This is a genomic window from Butyrivibrio sp. LB2008 (assembly GCF_000621565.1).
GTDB lineage: Bacteria > Bacillota > Clostridia > Lachnospirales > Lachnospiraceae > Butyrivibrio.
In genome coordinates this window covers 49,983-68,622 of the sequence record NZ_KK211307.1, presented here as the reverse complement: position 1 = coordinate 68,622, position 18,640 = coordinate 49,983, and the positions used below count along the sequence as shown (strand labels likewise).

Below are 18,640 nucleotides of genomic sequence, written 5' to 3'. Positions count from 1 at the left end.
AGGGAAATTCCAGTATTTCTCACTGTTGGCATCTTCAATTTCGCAATATTCAACAGGGCAATTCTCGCATTTCTCCCTGTTGGTATTTTCATTTTTCCAATATGCAACAGGGAAATTCCTGCATTTCTCACTGTTGATATCTGCATTTTCTCAATTATCAACAGGTAATCACACGCTTTTTTCACTGTTGAAAGCCCTGTTTTCTCAATAACCAACAGGAAAACACTCGCAAATCTTACTTACACCAACATGATTGCATAAAAAACTTTGCCCCTGTCACTAACACCTCACATGCCCGATTTACTACAGCGAGATTTCCCAAAATGTTTATTCCGCCACTAATATCTCCCAACCGCCGCAAATGTCTCGCTTCCCAGGAATCCCAAGAAAAAATCCCCAGCCCCCTCAACACCCCTTATCTCCCTCACTTCACCAAAAAAGAGCCGAACGACTCACCACCTCACCGCCCCGGCTCTTTCGCTATTCCATTCGCCTCTATTCCATTCGCCTCTATTCCATTTGCCCCTCTTCCATGCTCCTCTTATTCCATTCGTCCTATTCCCTTCTCCTCTATTCCATTCTCCTCCTATTCCCTTCGCCCCTATTCATAGATCTCCGCAAGCATGATCCCCTTCTTGAGCTTGGAATCATCTATATCAACACTGTTAACGACCAGATAATAGTCATCAACAAACTCTTCAAAATACTCCAACGGCACATCGTACAAAAGCATGCACACTTCGCCGCCCTGCCCCATGCGGATGTAGTAAATGAGCTTCTTTATCTCTTTTTGCAAACCGGAATTGTAATACGTGTACTCCACATACTTCGCAGGATAGCCGCAAACTTCTTCATCAACCACATAAACATCGTCATACTTGCGCCTGTCATATGCGATAAGCTCGTCCACGCAGTCTTCCTTGAAATACTCGATATCAATAAAACAGTCGCAGTAGTTCACGTCCTGCAATACCGGCGAATACAAGCCCTCTTCAAGATACCATATTCTGGGCGCATCAAAAGAAACAGGGCCGATAGAAGTCGTTTTCCATCCTGCATCCCAGTGCGTCCTGTCAATCACAAAATCCTCATCTTCAGTTACGGCTTTTACGGTAAAGACTGTAAAGAAATCAGCAAGTCCCACGATCAGAAAAAGATAAGCAAAAACTAAGGCTATCCTTTTTTTCATAGCATCCATCCTCTTTTTTCGCGCGTCTACGGGTTGCAAATCACAGTGAAACATAGCCTTTATCAAATTCACTTATGCAAAAATTATAAAATAGCCTCAAATACATTAAAACAAACACCGCATAAAATAATTGTAAAAAAAATATGATATCCGCCCTGCCCAAAACCTATAAGAACTTTCCGCGCATACATGTTACAATTAGTTTATTCAAAAGATTTTTTACAGGAGATTGCGCCCATGGCTGATAATCAGAATACAATTGAAAAAAGACTCATAAAGATGAAGGAGTTCTACAATCAACTGGATAAGATGATCGATGATCTGCCGGATGTACTCCCCAAAGATATAAAAGCCCTCGTAAGGGACAAGATACTTGGTGATAAGGAGTTAAAAGAGCTGATTGACGGAATTGACAGACACAGACCGCCGAGGTTCCTTTTGATTGGCAGAACCGGCGTCGGCAAAAGCAGTCTGATCAACGCTCTAAGCTCCAGCTACGTCGCCCCCGTAAGTGATGTGGAGAGCTGCACTACAGAGACCAAAATCTACCCTTGCTACGACGGGGACAGAAAAATGATGGACATCATGGATTCCAGAGGCATCTCCGAATCCATATCGACCGATGACAGAATGACCGCCGAAGACCAGCTTCTTGGCGATATCAATAACTTTAATCCCGACGTAGTCCTGTTTTTACTTGCTGCTACGCACCGCGACAACATCGACAGAGACGTCGAGTTCCTTAAGAAGGTAAAAGAAAAATATGCAGAAGTAAACAAAGTCGAAGTTCCCGTCCTCGTTGTGATCAACAAAGCCGACGAAGTCCAGCCAAGCAGGATCAAAGATCCTTCCGAATACAACGTTGCCAAAAAAGAGAACCTCATAAATACAGTTGCTTACTACCAGCGGATCTGCACAGAAAACGGCCTTAATGTAGACGGAATCGTTGATGTTTCAAGTTACATAGAATGGGCAGACGCAAGCGGCGTATGCGTCCAGCCCTCCGATATCCTCGAGATGGCGCAGTCCGACATCAACAATCTGCAGATTGATTTTGACGGCCGCTATCATATAGACGAACTTCGCGAGAAGCTCGAAGAAGTAATTATTGATTTTGAAGCAAAGATGGGCTTTAGAATGGCCCTTCAGTTAAATGAGCTGGTGAAAAAAATGGCCACTCACGTTACAAACTCTTTTGTCGCGATTGCAAGCGCCATAGCCTTTGCCAACATTCCTGTAGCCGACATCTACATTCTCCTTCTGGTCCAGTCGATAATGGTTGCCCTTATCGCAGGATTAAGCGGCAGAGACGTTTCGATCGACACGGGAAAAGAATTCCTTGCTTCCCTCTTCCTGACAGGCGGCGCAGGTGCAGTATTTAGGCTAATCGCCCACGGCGCCGTAAAGTTCCTTCCAATCGCAGGCGGCATGATCAACTCAACAATCGCAGGCGCAGGAACCAAAGCAATCGGTACTGCTGCCATCAAGTACTATATCGAAGGCGTCAGCATCGAAGAAGCCAGGGAGATATTCAAAAAAGAAAACAAAGCCAATTAATACCGGCTTTGTTTTCTTTTTACCCCAAATACAATTACCGCTCCTGCCACATTCAGGATCAGATCATCGATATCGCAAGAGCCTACGCTAAACGTAAACTGCGTAAGCTCAATAAATACAATGATCAGCGTCGTCGCAAGAATAAACGGCCCTGCTTTCCTAAGCCGCTTAAACAACACCGGAAGGAAGAATCCAAGCGGCGCGGGAGCAACAATGTTTCCGGCGATATTCACCATGAGAGCTTCAAATGAAGCGTTGTTTCTGAATAGTCCTGCAATAGTCGCAAACGGAACAAAGTTGCTGCGATTGTTAAGGTAGTCTCTTATCTTTTCACCATTTCCAAGGATAAATTCGGGCTTACTTCTAAACAGTCCGAATGTCAGCATAAACAGAAAGGCCAGATAAAAGACAAATACAGCCCATAAATATGTTTTTATTGCTTCTTTTTCTTTGTCCGGATGCATTCTTCCGTAGACTTTCACCGCAACAAAAGCAAGGAAAACTGCAATTAGGAAAAAGACAAGTAAAATTAAATATGTTTTCATTCTAAGAAAAATCAAAAATCAAAAATAACACTACTGAAATCCGCATTTTCAGCAGATTTCCCGAGAACATAATTTAAAAAATCAATACACCACAATCTCGCTGATGCACGTATCATCATAAGTCTCACCTTTTTCGGCTCCCATTATTGTTATGATGATCGTATCCGTCTCAACAAGCTCTTTGGGTTCAATACAATTATTGTTCATGCCGGCAAGAAACTCTGTATCAGCGCCGTCATAGGCATATCCTTCCATTTCGCCGATGCCGATATTATTGTCTCCAAAATCTACATTCGCTTTCGTCACCGTTCCATTAGCAGTAAACAACTCGTCATTTTCAGTATAGCCATTACATATCATAACTCCGCACACAGGCTGCTTTTTATCAAGATGAAGCACAATGGTCTCTCCAACACCTGTGCCCTGAACGCCTTCAGCCCATACTGTTGTATAATCTCCGTCTACAAGATTCATTCCGCCATAAGTTTTACCACTGACCGGCTGAAGTTCAGAAGAAGTCTCAACTGAAGTTACCTTTATGCTCTCGTCGCGATATCTTCCGTATAAAAGAGTCACACCATATCTGCTTTTGGGATTCTTTGCAATCAAAATGTCCGCATATCCAAGAAATGATGTATCTCCACTGTTATCCGAATAGAACCCCGGTCCTGTAATAAGATAATATCCTTCATCCTCATAATATTTCATGTGCTCAATGCTGTTCCATGGCTCACCGTCAGAAAAAGTAAACGGCATAAATTCATCTTTTACCTGCTCAGTTTCAAAAGGCGTAAAATTCTCTTCTCCGTATACATCCTTAAACAAAGCAACAGCTTCATCAACCGGAACGGCCATAGTTGCCGAATTTTCATCGCCATCTTTAAGCTTGATCGCGCCGCTAAATGGATTATCATTTTGTAGAAAAACATCCTCTATGATCCGCCTGCGCAAAAATGCCTTGCATCTATTCTCCATCTCAGAGAAAACCATTCCGTCCCCAAATTCAAGAACACACGAAACAGCCACACAGTGCACCATCTCATTAAGTATTTCCTCATTATCAGGTTTTACTTCCTCAGTCTGAAGAAGCTTATCAATCTCAGCCTCACATTCGGAAGCTGAAAGCTTAATATTTCCGGCTGCGCCATCTACAGCTGTCTCACTTGAAGCGCTGTCCGCAGAATCTTCCTGCACCCGCGCGGAAGCATTCATATCCGAATCATCGGTCATAATCTCTGTTTCACTGCTTTGTCCCACGCAACCTGCCATAAGCATAAGGCTTATACTGCAGGCCATTGCCGCTAAAAATCTTTTTTTCATCTCTTTTCTCCCATTTACAACTATATCCTGAACATTATTACAGTACCGGGTAATCCCCTATCCCGTACTTCAGATAGCGCATAATGCGAAGCTCATCAACCGCGTCGGTTAAGGCATTATGAAACTCCATATAGCCCTCTTCTCCAAACATATGCAGAATATTTTCAACTCTGTAGCCGCTCTTTAAGCGCCCCGTCGAACAGCACTTTGCATCCTCCGGAATATTGGGATTATGCTGCTTGTACGCAGCCAGCTTTAAAATATCATGCCAGCTATACTCATTTAGCTCCGGAAGAACCCTCGCGTCAAATGACGCATTATATGCAAAGATTGATTTTATGCCAAAAGAATTAAGATACTCTTTTATCGCTTTGACAGCACCTTTGCGGTCTGTCATCTGCGGAGTCTTGCCCTTTATATTGAGCGCATATGAGTACATTCCTCCGACCTTTGCAGCTTCCTCGATTATTATATACTTATTATCCAGAGCCACAAATTGCCCCTCTTCCGCTATCACTATGCCTACCGACATAACGACGTTTTTCCAGTTTGTTTCCGTGTCTATTACTGCAAACTTTTCAGCCATTTATTTCTGTCCTATTCTTGATTATTCTACTTCAAAAAAAATCTTTATTATACCTGCCAAAATCAAAAGCCATGAAAACAGACGCAACAATATTAGTTCTAAACCTCTATCATCTCTTAATATTCCAAGCATAGCCGCTCCAAACAGCCCCATACTTATCCCACCGGCCAATCGACCGACAAAATCTATATCAACAATTGATAATTGCGATATATATATTACAATCAAGCATGCATCGATTGCAGCAATACCGTAAAGTATCCTTTTAACTATATTAAAAGATCTGCTATCATCTTTTCCGTATATAAGCTCGTCTCGTCTCTTTAGTTCTTTTTTCGATATTTTTCTTTCTAAAAAGTATCGATATACAGATGCCACAAACAATATAAAATATAAAAAAAATAATATTCCCGCAAACTCTGTATCCCACCTGCTCTCATCCAATAATGACAGATCAGAAGCAACCTTTACAAAAAGCCAAACATACGCTCCCAGTAAAGAAGCTATGCCCAATAAGGTAATCTGTACTTTGACACGCTTCCTATAGTAATTCTTTAACGGGATTACTTTACTTAAAACAGCAAATGTAGCTATTACGAGTTCCAATGCTATTATTGTTGCTATTGTTATTATAATCATCTCTAATCCTTTCCCGCGTTTGGGAGTAGCAACTCTCTAACAAATAATCCTTATGCCATTCCGTGAACGTCATAAGGATTAATACTTCTTAAACAAATCTGTATGTGCCCCTGTTCTAACAGCTGTTATTCTGCATCAAGCTCATCAAACAGTTCTTTTGCAGAACTATAAGCCTTTGCTTCAACCTTTCCGGACATTATATCCTTTGCCTCTTTCATAGCCGAAATAGTATCCTCATTATATTTAGAAATTTTCACATCGAAAGGAATTCCACCTTCCATTAAAGACTTTTCAAAGAATATATTAACCGCCTCTGCCAGAGTCATACCAAGATTCCCATATAATTCCTCAAGGCTTGTCTTCTTTTGTTTATTCATTCGCATATTAAAATTTGTATCTTTTACCAATGTCGCTGACATCATCATCACCTCCTACTAACATAATAATAGCATGATGTATCACTTATGCAACACATTGTTTTACATTTAATAAAAATGTCAGAGTTATTCATTTATAGAACGACTCTGACATTTCTCTTTTATAATAATTTAATCTTCTCAAGCGCCCTGACAAGGCTTCTTCCCTTAGGGAACTTGAGTATATCCTCTCTTGCTGCGCCTCCGATTTTGATGAGCACCGCAAAGTAAACAAATGTCGCGATCACTACAGCAACACCTATTGATGCAAAGTAAGGAATACGGATATTAACAGATGCTGTCGCAGGTGCAATAAGCATATACATTCCCTTGTAAACGCCGTAAGCCACGACTCCCATCACTGTAGCCGCAATAAATGGCAAGACATAAGTCTTTTTCACATCTACCTTTGTATCCATATACTTCCTGATTGAGATATTATTAAGCACACACATAAGAAGCGAATATACTATCGTTACGATGCAAAGTGCCTCGCCGGTCATATCTGTAAATACAAGAAGTGCAACAAGCAAAACAGCCTGAACAACAAGGGCTACTGCAGCATTTACAACAGGCGCCTTAAGTCTTCCGGTTCCCTGAAGCACAGCATTGGACACTGTAGAAACACAATAGAAAATTACCGTTACCGCAAGAAGTGCAAGATAAAATGTAGCAATATCAACAGACATCTTCTGCGGGAACATTGCCCACATGATCGGATTTGCAAGTGCAAAAAGTCCCACTGCACATGGAATCGCGATCATCATCATTACTCTCATAACTCCAGCTATGGTTTCTTCAGCACCTTTTTTATCCCCTTTTGCAAAAGCGGTAGATATCTCAGGAATCATCGCTGATGCGGCGGCAGCTGAAAAGGCAATCGGAATATTTGTTATAACCATCGCTTTTCTGATAAAGATTCCGTAATAGAACTTTATTCCGAAATCTCCTTTATGTGCCATTCCACGTACATCTGAAAGCACACGACTAAATATTGTTGAATTAAGGAATCCCGAAAGATTATATATACAAGTACTGAGAATAAAAGGTGTGACAACGGTGATTATAAGCTTAAATGCATCTGAATTAGTCATCTCCGAGCCTTTATCACTCTCAATCTTCTCATAGATTGACTTCTTGTTCGATAAGTAAACAATGATCATGAATATAAGCGCAGTCAGCACTCCGGTTCCCGTACCAAGTGAGCTACCAACCGCTCCATAAACAGCTCTTTTACTCGGATCGGCATTTCCTGCAATATTAGTAAGAACAATAGCGCCTCCAACACTTACGATAGCATTAAGTATCTGCTCAAGAAGCTGTGATACAGAAGTCGGAACCATCGTTCTGCGTGCCTGGAAATAACCTCTCAGAACACCAAGGAACCCAAAAAGGAAAACCGTAGGTGCAAAGAACCTAAGAACCATCGCAGAACCGGCATCATCGGCAAACACATTTGCTCCGAAAAACAAAAGCAAGCTTCCGACTCCGCCAACTATTGCAACATAATAAAGTGCACACTTAAATATCCTGTGTGCACTTTTATATTCATTAAGCGCCAACTTGCCCGCAATGATCTTTGATATAGCCGACGGGATACTAAAAGCAGATATCATAAGAACAATGGTATATGCCTGATAGGCAGTACCATAATAACCGTTACCCTCATCACCGATTATATTCGCAAGAGGAATATTATAAATAAATCCGATTATTCTCGATATAACACCTGCAATCGCAAGTATACCGGCTTGTTTTAACAAACTCTTCTTTGAATCTTCACTCATAACTAAATATTATGGCCTTAGCCAATCGTACATCTCCTGATATTTTTCGGCTGAAACCTTCCAAGAGAAATCAACGGCCATTGCGCGGTCGATCATCTTGTTCCACTCGCGCTTTCCGTCATAGAAAACGCTTTCAGCCTCACGTATCGTAGCCAGCATCTCGTGTGCATTGTAATTAAGGAAACCAAATCCGGTTCCCGTGCCTTCAAACTTATTGTAAGGCTCAACGGTATCGATAAGTCCGCCTGTCTGCCTTACGATAGGAATTGTGCCGTATCTGAGCGCCATAAGCTGCGAAAGTCCGCAGGGCTCAAAGAGCGACGGCATAAGGAACGCATCGCAGGATGCATATATCTTGTGTGACATAGGCTCTGAATAATAGATATTTGCAGAAACCTTGTCCTCATACTTCCAGTCAAAATGGCGGAACGAATTCTCGTACTGCTCATCTCCCGTTCCCAGAACAACGAGCTGAACGGCGTCCTGACAAAGTTCGTCAAGAACGCAGTTAATAAGATCGAAGCCCTTCTGATCCGTAAGTCTTGATACAATACCGATCATCATGCACTTCTCGTCCGCTTTAAGTCCGAGCTCTTTTTGAAGCTCTTTCTTGTTCTTGTACTTCTCCTTGCGGAAATTGATCGAGTTATATCTGTAAGGAATATACTCATCCGTCTCGGGATTAAACTCATCGTAATCGATTCCGTTCACTATACCTCTAAGGTCGCCCGCACGAGCTCTCAAAAGCCCGTCGAGATTCTCTCCGTAGAACTCGGTCTTTATTTCTTCCGCATATGCATTACTAACTGTAGTAATGGCATCTGAATAAACAATTCCACCCTTTAACAGATCCGCATCCTTAAAGAGTCCGAGTTTATCGGGAGTGAAATAATAGTCCGGAAGTCCCGTGATATCACGAACAGTCTTAATATCCCATTTTCCCTGGAACTTAAGATTGTGTATCGTCATTATCGCCTTGATTCCCCTGTAGAATTCACTGCCCTGGAATCTCTCCTTGAGATAAACGGGAACAAGACCTGTCTGCCAGTCATGGCAATGAATAATGTCCGGTCTGAAATCGATCACCGGTAGTATCGAGAGCGCAGCCTTTGAAAAGAAAGCATACTTCTCGATCTCAAATACAGTATCATCGCCATAGGGCTTCATTCCGTTAAAATAAAACTCATTGTCGACAAAATAATATTTTATCCCGTCGACTTCCGCTCTGAATATGCCCACATACTCGTTTTTCCAATGGAAATCCATGTAGAAGTTCGAGACATATTCCATCCTGTCCTTCATCTGCTGGCTAATACACTTGTAAAGTGGCAAGATAACCCGCACATCAAAGTATCTTCTGTCGATGTTCTTAGGCAAAGAACCCACAACATCGGCAAGACCTCCGGTTTTAATAAACGGTACTCCTTCAGATGCAATAAACAGGATATTTTTCATCAGTCGCCCATCTCCTCATACTTTGCTGATTGCATAGCAATAAGTTCTTTATCGTCGAAATAGTTGATTCTCATTGCATTCTTAACATCCTCAAGGGTCTTGGCAGCGGTTTCTTTTGCAACCTCGCTTCCCTTTCTGAGAACTTCGTAAACATAAGGGATATCCTTCTGGAATTCTTTTCTCCTGTTACGGATAGGCTCAAGTTCTGCCTGAAGCACATTATTAAGGAACTTCTTGACCTTAACGTCGCCAAGACCGCCTCTTGTATAGTGGTCCTTAAGTTCCTGCAGATTGTTGTAATCGGGAAGGAATTCTGCAAAATGCTCATCCCTTGCAAAAGCATCAAGATAGATAAATACAGGATTTCCTTCAACCTGTCCGGGATCCTCAACCCTAAGGTGATTGGGATCTGTATACATACTCATAACCTTCTTCTTGATAGAATCGGGCTCTTCAGACAAATAGATGCAGTTTCCGAGAGACTTACTCATCTTTGCCTTACCGTCTATGCCGGGAAGACGCAGACATGCAGCATTATCGGGCAAAAGAATCTCCGGCTCAACAAGTGCTTCTCCGTAAACCGAATTGAATTTTCTAACAATTTCTTTGCACTGCTCGATCATAGGCTCCTGATCTTCTCCAACAGGAACAACCGTAGCCTTAAACGCAGTAATGTCAGCCGCCTGGCTTATAGGATATGTAAAGAATCCAACAGGAATGCTTGTTCCGAAGTTTCTCATCTGAAGCTCGGTCTTAACTGTAGGATTTCTCTGTAATCTTGATACGGTTACAAGATTCATATAGTAAAAAGTAAGCTCTGTAAGCTCAGGTATCTGTGACTGGATGAAAAGAGTTGATTTGGCGGGATCAAGTCCAACCGAAAGATAATCCAGTGCTACTTCTATAATATTCTGACGTACTTTTTCCGGATTGTCGGCGTTATCTGTAAGTGCCTGAGCATCCGCTATCATAATAAAAATCTTGTCAAATTCGCCGGAATTCTGAAGTTCTACTCTTCTTCTAAGTGAGCCTACGTAATGTCCCACATGAAGCTTACCTGTAGGGCGATCTCCGGTCAAAATAATCTTGCTCATCAGTATATTTCTCCTAAACCTCTAAATTTTTATAGATAAAAAATATGATACTCTATTTTAACTTAAGTGACAATGCATATTGATCTTGCGAAACCTTGACAAGAACGTTCCTTGTATCCGCCGTTGCGCCAAGCAGTCCGAATTCCTCAGAAAAAAGAGCCACTCCGTATCTGAGTCTTCCGTTGCAGCGCCTTCCTACCGCTTCGTTGATCTTGCTCATTATGCTTGCCATTACTCTGTCCCTGAGGCCCCAATTATTAAGAAGCGCCAGGATCTCATCGCAGGTCGTGCATCCCATCACGGTTCTGACCTGGCTCGATGTTCCTCCGACAATCGCCGTGTGTGCGGCAAAGATCTCTCTTCTTCCGTCAGAAGCGTAAGAATTGGTATTCATGATACCTGCAGCCATCTTAACGAGCTTACCTACATTTCCCACAAGAAGTAAGTTCTCAACTCCCGCATCACATGCCGCATCAATGGCACTTCCGGGGAAATTGAAGCAATTTACGGCAGTCTTAAGTGATACATGTATTCCTTCATATATCTTATCTGCACAGTAATCGCCCGGAGAAACAAGTATGCTCTTTACTCCCATTTCGATCTGTGTCTGTATCTGATTCTCTATGGAACTTGCTATATCTCTCTGATGAACGCTTGATATGGTTCCATAATTTCCCATGATCCCGATACCGCCCATAAAGCCGTTCTGTCCGATAGCCTGCTTAGCGGCTATGAGCGTTCCTTCCGGACAGCTCACCTTGATCAAAAGAGGCTGCGCTCCATCCGAAATTTCGCACACTCCGGCAACCGCGTCAAATATAAGCTTTCTGGCATCTTTTTCAATAAGAGCCTGTCCCCTCTTTGCTGTTGCGGTGTCTGTTGCGGCTATTCCAATTCCTTCACCCGCATATAGGAAAAGATTTCCGTATCTTACATCCATAAATGCTTTACTTGCGACATTTCTGAAATCGGTAACCTTGGAAACACTGACGTGAATATCGGCTTTTTCCCTAATATCAGGTGCCATGCCGCCTTCCATTACCGCGTAGAAATGAGATTCATTATTGTTGCATTTCTCGGCATCTTTATAGACAGAAATAGTCCTGGTGTTACCGTCATGCTGTATAGTCACATATTCATAGTCAAATTTAAACAAAAGACTCGCTGCCGCAGCTCTGGCCGCTGCTGCCGCGCAATCCCCCGTTGTCAACGGACTAATTATAAGTCCCGAATCTCTTGCATCAAATCTGTCCATACACACCTTCCTCACAAAAACCTTTTAATATCTATAATTATACAATATTTCGCTATATCATAAAGCAAATAATAATTTACATTATTGCGTATATAGTTATTTATTATTTCGACTTTCTTTATTTTTAATTTATAATTTGTCCATACTTTGTCCAAATTTAAATCTTAGTATATATACTATCAGAAGAATAACTTCTGACTCCCCCAACAAAACTTTTTTCATACCGGGTCGATTGGCTCCCCACCGATCGACCCCTCCTCCCAAAAATAAACCACCTTCTTTCGAGGTGGTTTTAATTTTTTGTGTAAAAAGTCGAGTCATTTGATGACAGCAGCACCAGGCAAAAGCTTTGCCGGATTTAGTGAATACGTGCATCAATCTTAAGCTGTCAGTTCTTTTTTCTCCTCAGTTTCCGCAGTTTCCTGTGTGAGCTGATCACTCTTTCTGGGGGCTCTGACTCCAAAACTTCCATTGTATCTGAGTTCTTTTAACAACTTCTTGATACTCTTAAGTTCCTTGTCGATATCCTCGGCATTGTTACAGATAACTGTAGGAACACCGCTGGCGCTGAATTCTGTTCTGTAGCCCGCATCCTTGAGCGCCTTAAATGCCTTCAGCTTATCTGTTGTACCTATCTGTTCAGGTTGCTTATCTTTTATAGCCATATATATTGTGCCTTTCTGTTTCTTTTAACACAATATACCATATTCCAATGCCATTTTCAAAAGAGCGTTGGTATAAAAATCGCTCCGTCACTTATTTTTTGTGTACGCCTTGATAAAGAAGTCCTTATCTTTCTGACAATTCATTGATTTTCCGTCGTCAGAGACATAATAGCTCTTCTCACTCGCCGAGTTGCTGTTGTGGATGTTTCCTGTGAGATTATTCCACTCGTCATAGTTCTTTTCATAAGTGTTGTCACCCGCCGACTCAAACACGAGTTTCCCCGCTGTATGAGGCTTTATCAGGATAAAAAAGCAGTCTCCCGCCTTAAGATCAATCTTCTTTTCAAGTTCATAAGTGTGAAAACCACCGCTTATCGACGAAATCTTCTGCGTAAGTACCGCGTTACCGAGATCTTTGAGCGTAAGATCTCCTTCAGTCTTTGCAGGATTGAGATAAATACTGATCTCATACTGCATGTAGGAATCAAGACTCATAAGTCCGATCGCGCTAAGCTCCTCATCTCCGATTGCCGTGTACATAACGCCGTATGGATTTGTAGATGAAGTGTACGCAGTTACAGTATTCTTGGTATCTTCAAGAGCACTTATCTCATTTGTGATAAATCCGCCGACCTGATAATTATTGTCATAGTACATCTCATCGCCCGGAGTCTTAACGCTGTAACCTGCAGCATTACTTACTGCCGCAGTTTCATCATAATATGACAGGTAAAAGAATCCGTCAGATCCCGTCTTATCTCCCCAGCTGTTCTTGCATATCCAGGCGCCGTTCTCCTGCGGCTTTGCGGAGAAATTAGATGCGGCGTAGTCATCATCCCAACCTATTATAGTAACTTCATGATTGGCTGTGGGCGGAAGCTCGCCGCCAAAGTGTGAATAGAGATTTCCGTGGTTCTTGTTCCAGAACTTCTCATCTGAGTTTACGCCGATAGTCGCACCACCGTGCTCCATGATCATCTGCTTTATCAAAGCGTTGTTGTCATAACTTCCGCAAACCTGATTCACATCCTGAACATGGAACTCCGAGCCGTACGCAGCAGACGGCTTGTCTTTGTTATCATTAAAAATGTAATTACTTCCGTAGATACTCTTAAAAGAATCATTGCCCTTGTCAAACACAGGCCCTTTCCACGCGGTAAGAAGGCTTATGCAATAATCCGTAACTCCGCCCATGGCAATATATCCCGTGTCATTGTTAACAACCCAGGCATTCTCTTCGTTCTCACTGTTTACAAGTTCTCTGTAATCATCATCAATATTGCCGCCGTAAGAACCTGTAGCCTTGTGAACATTGTAATAAGCGATATGTTTCTCAGACAAATCGAGACTTGATGAAGTATATGAAGGATAGTGCTTTAATATGTCGCATTCCATAGCTGCAGCGGAGGCAAATGCCCAGCACAGATATGAATATCCCTGATCTCTCACACCTGTTACAAATGTTTTCCCGTCAACATTTCTTGAATCATATTTGGCAGGTATCTCTCCAAGAGCCGCCTCATTGGCATCTGCAAAAAAAGATTTCGAATCCGAAGGAACAACTTTTTTATAATCGGCATCATTATAGAAAGCATCTCGGTCTCCCGCTTCTATAACAACCGCCTCTGAAATGGTCATAGACCTTACTTCTTCGACATTACCTGAAACAGGACTGTTGGAAACATCTCCTACAACAGTTTCCGCAGGCTTCTGCACCGCATCGGGGCCTTTGGTACTTCCCGTAGCCGCTTCCGGATCGCCGCCCACCAAAAGAAGATCGTCGTCTCCGCCACCTGATACTGCGGCTCCGTCCCTTCTTGATGCATTCTCAGTCTTTGGTGCGTCTTTTTTTACAACCACCAATGTAACAACAGATACAAGTACAACGGCCAAAACTGCAGCCAAAATTATTTTTTTCTTTTTCACTTCTTTAAACCTCAAACCAAAAATTATTTTTGAACTTCTATAGTATTAAATGATCCGAATATTGATTGCGTTATATCTCTTGCGAACGCTTCATAATCAATATAGTGATAACCACTTTTCCATCCGTCTATCACTCTGATCATGGGATAAATCTTTTCCCCAACCTGCCATACACTGTATCCGGCAACAACTACCGTATGATCTCTGTAAAAGCCTCTGGCTATATTCATGATCACAGGTCTCCCTGCGGAAATCTCTTTCTCCACCTGCTCCTCAAAGCTCCATACATATATGCCTTTGCTCTTTATCTTCACGCCGTATCCCGCAAAAGTCCTGCGGGCTATCCTTGAGATAAACAAAGGATTCGTGCCGAACCTGTCGGTATAAAGGTGTCTTCTGGCAACTTTCTCCACATCTTTATATATAAGCTTTATGTCTGCCGGAATTGATACGATCTTATTTTTTCGTCCGTAGTACTCTATAACACGCGCCACCGCAACAACAGAGCAGTTTCTCGTTCTGCGACCGCTGATAGTCTCCATTGAATCCGTATTCATCGGAATAATCGGTCCCTGCTTTATCATCTTCCCCTCAGAGCCGTATTTTTCCAAAAGATACTTGGGAACATCTTTTATCCCACCGTATGGTTTCTTTTTCATTTTTTTCGTATTTCACCTTTTTGAAAACATATATATAAGATTATATCGCACAAAAGTATAAACTAAAACAATGAGAAAAAACAACTTTAATATCTTATTAAAAAAAATATTTTTTTAATTGTGTCAGATGCAGTCAAATACGCTTCAATCTCAGGAAAACACTGAAAGTGCGACGGTTGGCTTAAAAACGGGCTAAAAAATAAATTGTGATAAAATTGTGTTTTTTTTGCGAACTTTATGTTTTTTGTGTATTTTGTATGTATAATTAATTAAACTTACTTGTATTACATAATAACGCAAAGGGAGCGAGGAAAAACTTTATGGACATATCGCCAAGATCCTCAGCAGATTCGGTTAGCATCGGTATTAAATCTTATAGCGATCTAATCAACATTCCGACTGTTGATCCATTGACCGGTCTTTGTTCTAAAGAGCAGTTCTTTATTCAGGCTTACGATTATGACAGAAAACACCCCTTCGAAGGTGTGGATGCAATTGTACTGAACTATAACAAGTTTCACCTCATAAATGAGCTTTACGGTAGAAGTTTTGGAGATAAAGTTTTATGTGCCATAGGTGACTGCGTTTCACAGACTGCAAATGAACACGGCGGAATCGCATGCAGATACGACGCCGATAAATTCTATATTTACATAAAGCATCAGGATAATTACGATTTTCTGGTTCACCAGATTTCCGATAAACTTGCGCTCATGCTGAAAACACCGGATATCCGCGTAAGAATCGGAATATATCCGGATATTACAAAGGAAGCTACTCTTGAACAGCGCTTCGACCGTGCTATCCAGGCTTGCAACTCCATTTCCAAGGTTAGGCACACTACTTCTTACGAAGTATATGATGCCAAGATGCATGAAAAGGAAATGTTTGAGGCAAGACTTCTCGATGGCATAAGCAAGGCTTTTTCAGAGCACCAGTTCAAATTGGTATTCCAGCCCAAGTACAACGTACACGGCAAGACTCCCAAGCTCGCAAGTGCGGAAGTTCTTATAAGATGGAAGCACCCCGAATTCGGTCTTGTAAAGCCTGATTTCTTCATTCCTCTTCTTGAAGAGAACGGTCTTATCAGACAGCTCGACAGATATGTTTGGAGAGAAGCCGCTGCACAGGTTCGTAAATGGAAAAAAGAATTTGGTCTTACCATTCCTGTTTCCGTTAACGTATCAAGAATCGACATATTCGATCCCGATATAATTGATTTCCTTCAGAAAACAGTCGAGGAAAATGAGATTGAGCCTTCAGACATCCATTTGGAGATCACTGAGACAGCTTACACGGACAATGTGGATCACATTGTATCAGTTGTAAAGAAGCTCCAGAAGGCCGGTTTCATGGTTGAGATGGATGATTTCGGAAAGGGTTATTCATCAATAAATATGCTGACTACTCTTCCACTCGATGCTCTTAAGCTTGACATTGAGTTCATCAAGGATATCGCAGAGAACAACCGTGGCAAGAATCTTCTGGGTTGTATCCTGGAAATGGCAAAGCTTCTCAATCTCACAGTTATCGCTGAAGGTGTTGAGAATGCAAAGCAGTATTTTCTTCTCAAGAACGCAGGTTGCGACATGATTCAGGGCTACTACTTCTCCAAGCCCCTCGAAACCAAAGAATTCGAAAAGCTTCTGGTTGCAAATTAAAGACAAGGCTATCACTCATTTATGGGTGGTAGCTTTTTTTGCGGACGCTTTTACCGGACGTTTAGAGGAAGTACGGGGGATATGGGCTGAAAGGCTTGTGTACGTCTGCGCAGTGAGTTTCATGAATTTATAAAGACGGGAAATGCCTCCTTTCACGTTGTTCAGAGAAGTCGGCATTTCCCGTCTTTATAAATTTTGAAACTCATCTTGCTCGTACGAATCTGCACCTTTCAGCCCATATCCCCCGTACTTCCTCTAAGCTGTTCGTGAATAAGGCGACACGGATAAACAAAGATTCAATCCGGCTATCATGCCGGTCATAAGATAAAAACGGCTTCGTAGATTTCTCCGCGAAGCCGCTTGATTTATTGGCATTTCTCTAAATAATGTTGCCCATTATCAGATTCTGCCATATATATCAACATCAAGCCGATATTCATGTATTTCTTTACCTGATTCTTCTTTATCAAAATCAATGATTTGATAATAAATTGCCTTTCTATATAAGCTTGTGTCCGGTCATATCTAGCATAAGGTCAGTCATATCCATCAGCATATCTAAGCTTTCGGGGACATTTTCGTAATCTTGTTTCTTGTATTTTAGAATGAGATTCATAATACTGTAGAGGATTGTGCGATGCACAGTCGCCCTTGGAGTTGCGGTATCTCCGTCCTTGCTGCTCATAGTAAGTCCGTCGCGGTAATAGCTTAGGTATACAATCATAAATGCGAAAGCGCTTCTTGTTTGAGCGCCCATGTACAGGTTCCCAAATCCTGACTGTTTGGAAAGGTAATCGCAAACCTTGGAAACGTCTGAAACGATTTCTTTTACATCAACCGAGATGTCAGCAAGGAGTCCTACAATGGCATACTCACTCTTTTTGCCGTAAATAATGTGTCGTTCCCGAAGTTTGTCTGTGAGCCTGATCATTTTTTCGCATTTGCTTTCTACATTCTCATTATATGTTGCGAACAATCGGCACAATGCATATGCCAAATCCTCACGGCCTTCAAAGCATGTCTCCAATTGACTGTACATATTTTCCAATTCGACCAGGATATCATAAGTGCTCTTTCCGGTTAAAACCAAAAGAATTGCCGAGCACAGATCTGCATCCTCAATATTCTCAGGATGATTCTTCTTCATTTTTTCCCAAAGATTCTCTGCTTCTTTAAGAACACTGTCTGCTTCCTGCGCTTTCCCCGCATCACATATAATGACCGAAGCAAGTCCCGCCATAAGCGTTCTTTCAAGTCTCCCCTTTTCAACCTTCCTATAAACATCGATAATATCTGCAAGATACATATCTTTCTCATCAACCAGCGACATCCTTGCCGCAACAAGGCTTCTATCAATCTTATCGAAGGTAAAATTCCTCCGCATAACCTTCAGGCACTCTCCTATATTCTTGTAATCTATCGTCTTCCCCCGCATCGTATAAACGATCGCCGAAATCAGATCACAATAGCCTATATTCTTAATAAACCTCTTACTTATACTCTTCACATCATTCTTCATAACACTCACCTAAAAACATGAATCTATTTTCATATATAATAGTAGCCTTCACACAAAAAATCCAATCACAATTTTTTCATACCTAAAACTCGCAGATTCACTACTTTTCCCTTATGCACCGCATATTTCCTCTGTGGACTTCCTGTGCGGTACACTTTCACCTTTTCGCACCGCACACATCTTCCGCAGCTTTCCTGTACGGTGCACGTTCCCTTTTCTGCACCGCACACTTCCTCTGTGGACTTCCTGTGCGGTGCACTTTCCCTTTTCTGCACCGCACACTTCCTCTGTAGCCTTCCTGTGCGGTGCTCATTCACCTTTTCGCACCGCACACATTCTCTGCAACCTTCCTGTGCGGTGCACTTTC

The 18,640-nt window shown here is 41.9% G+C and carries 17 protein-coding genes; 2 read left to right on the top strand and 15 right to left on the bottom strand.

The features are described from left to right. Both T356_RS21350 and T356_RS0115015 read right to left on the bottom strand, forming a co-directional pair. Window positions 1–215, bottom strand: a 215-nt coding sequence (locus T356_RS21350; RefSeq protein ID WP_197020928.1) for a hypothetical protein, incomplete at its 3' end; no start/stop codon positions are given. A 386-nt stretch (window positions 216–601) separates the two neighbouring features. Continuing rightward, the gene (locus T356_RS0115015) at window positions 602–1,189 is read right to left on the bottom strand and encodes a hypothetical protein (RefSeq protein WP_026515194.1); all 588 of its coding nucleotides are present in this window, start codon (window positions 1,187–1,189) and stop codon (window positions 602–604) included. A 237-nt stretch (window positions 1,190–1,426) separates the two neighbouring features. Here T356_RS0115015 and T356_RS0115010 point away from each other — a divergent pair, with 237 nt between their 5' ends. After that, window positions 1,427–2,746 (top strand): GTPase family protein, encoded by a 1,320-nt coding sequence (locus tag T356_RS0115010; protein WP_026515193.1) that lies wholly within the window; start codon window positions 1,427–1,429, stop codon window positions 2,744–2,746. Here the strand turns inward: T356_RS0115010 and T356_RS20575 are convergent. The 12 genes from T356_RS20575 to T356_RS0114945 all read right to left on the bottom strand — a co-directional run bounded on the left by T356_RS20575 (window position 2,743) and on the right by T356_RS0114945 (window position 15,093). Continuing rightward, entirely contained in the window at window positions 2,743–3,291 is a 549-nt protein-coding gene (locus tag T356_RS20575; RefSeq protein WP_051563475.1) for a VanZ family protein, read from the bottom strand. The genes T356_RS0115010 and T356_RS20575 overlap by 4 nt on opposite strands. Before the next feature lie 81 nt (window positions 3,292–3,372). Continuing rightward, window positions 3,373–4,611, bottom strand: coding sequence for an NADase-type glycan-binding domain-containing protein (locus T356_RS0115000; protein WP_026515192.1), 1,239 nt, complete (start codon window positions 4,609–4,611; stop codon window positions 3,373–3,375). A 37-nt stretch (window positions 4,612–4,648) separates the two neighbouring features. After that, a complete protein-coding gene (locus T356_RS0114995; protein ID WP_026515191.1) occupies window positions 4,649–5,197 on the bottom strand; it encodes a hypothetical protein in 549 nt (182 codons plus the stop codon). 21 nt (window positions 5,198–5,218) lie between these two features. After that, window positions 5,219–5,836, bottom strand: a complete 618-nt coding sequence (locus tag T356_RS0114990; RefSeq protein ID WP_026515190.1) for a hypothetical protein — start codon at window positions 5,834–5,836, stop codon at window positions 5,219–5,221. A 125-nt stretch (window positions 5,837–5,961) separates the two neighbouring features. Further along, window positions 5,962–6,255, bottom strand: coding sequence for a type II toxin-antitoxin system RelB/DinJ family antitoxin (locus T356_RS0114985; RefSeq protein ID WP_176756574.1), 294 nt, complete (start codon window positions 6,253–6,255; stop codon window positions 5,962–5,964). A gap of 119 nt (window positions 6,256–6,374) precedes the next feature. Then, the gene (locus tag T356_RS0114980; RefSeq protein WP_026515188.1) at window positions 6,375–8,039 is read right to left on the bottom strand and encodes a putative polysaccharide biosynthesis protein; all 1,665 of its coding nucleotides are present in this window, start codon (window positions 8,037–8,039) and stop codon (window positions 6,375–6,377) included. Between the two features lie 9 nt (window positions 8,040–8,048). Beyond that, window positions 8,049–9,494, bottom strand: coding sequence for a glycogen synthase GlgA (gene glgA / locus T356_RS0114975; RefSeq protein WP_026515187.1), 1,446 nt, complete (start codon window positions 9,492–9,494; stop codon window positions 8,049–8,051). Further along, on the bottom strand, window positions 9,494–10,588 hold the full coding sequence (trpS, locus tag T356_RS0114970) for a tryptophan--tRNA ligase (RefSeq protein ID WP_026515186.1): 1,095 nt from the start codon (window positions 10,586–10,588) through the stop codon (window positions 9,494–9,496). Before trpS ends, glgA begins: the two co-directional genes overlap by 1 nt. Before the next feature lie 52 nt (window positions 10,589–10,640). Then, complete coding sequence (locus T356_RS0114965; protein ID WP_026515185.1) at window positions 10,641–11,843, bottom strand: cobalt-precorrin-5B (C(1))-methyltransferase; 1,203 nt, start codon at window positions 11,841–11,843, stop codon at window positions 10,641–10,643. 380 nt (window positions 11,844–12,223) lie between these two features. Further along, window positions 12,224–12,508 (bottom strand): hypothetical protein, encoded by a 285-nt coding sequence (locus T356_RS0114955; protein WP_026515183.1) that lies wholly within the window; start codon window positions 12,506–12,508, stop codon window positions 12,224–12,226. 87 nt (window positions 12,509–12,595) lie between these two features. Continuing rightward, window positions 12,596–14,434, bottom strand: a complete 1,839-nt coding sequence (locus tag T356_RS0114950) for a C1 family peptidase (protein WP_026515182.1) — start codon at window positions 14,432–14,434, stop codon at window positions 12,596–12,598. Between the two features lie 23 nt (window positions 14,435–14,457). Continuing rightward, window positions 14,458–15,093: a C39 family peptidase gene (locus T356_RS0114945; RefSeq protein WP_026515181.1), complete on the bottom strand. Its 636-nt coding sequence runs from the start codon at window positions 15,091–15,093 to the stop codon at window positions 14,458–14,460. A gap of 320 nt (window positions 15,094–15,413) precedes the next feature. On the opposite strand from T356_RS0114945, the gene T356_RS0114940 reads away from it, so the two are divergent. Further along, a complete protein-coding gene (locus tag T356_RS0114940) occupies window positions 15,414–16,754 on the top strand; it encodes a putative bifunctional diguanylate cyclase/phosphodiesterase (RefSeq protein ID WP_026515180.1) in 1,341 nt (446 codons plus the stop codon). A 499-nt stretch (window positions 16,755–17,253) separates the two neighbouring features. Here T356_RS0114940 and T356_RS0114935 read toward each other — a convergent pair whose 3' ends face one another. Continuing rightward, on the bottom strand, window positions 17,254–18,273 hold the full coding sequence (locus T356_RS0114935; protein WP_026515179.1) for a DUF4003 family protein: 1,020 nt from the start codon (window positions 18,271–18,273) through the stop codon (window positions 17,254–17,256). Window positions 18,274–18,640 lie beyond the last annotated feature (367 nt).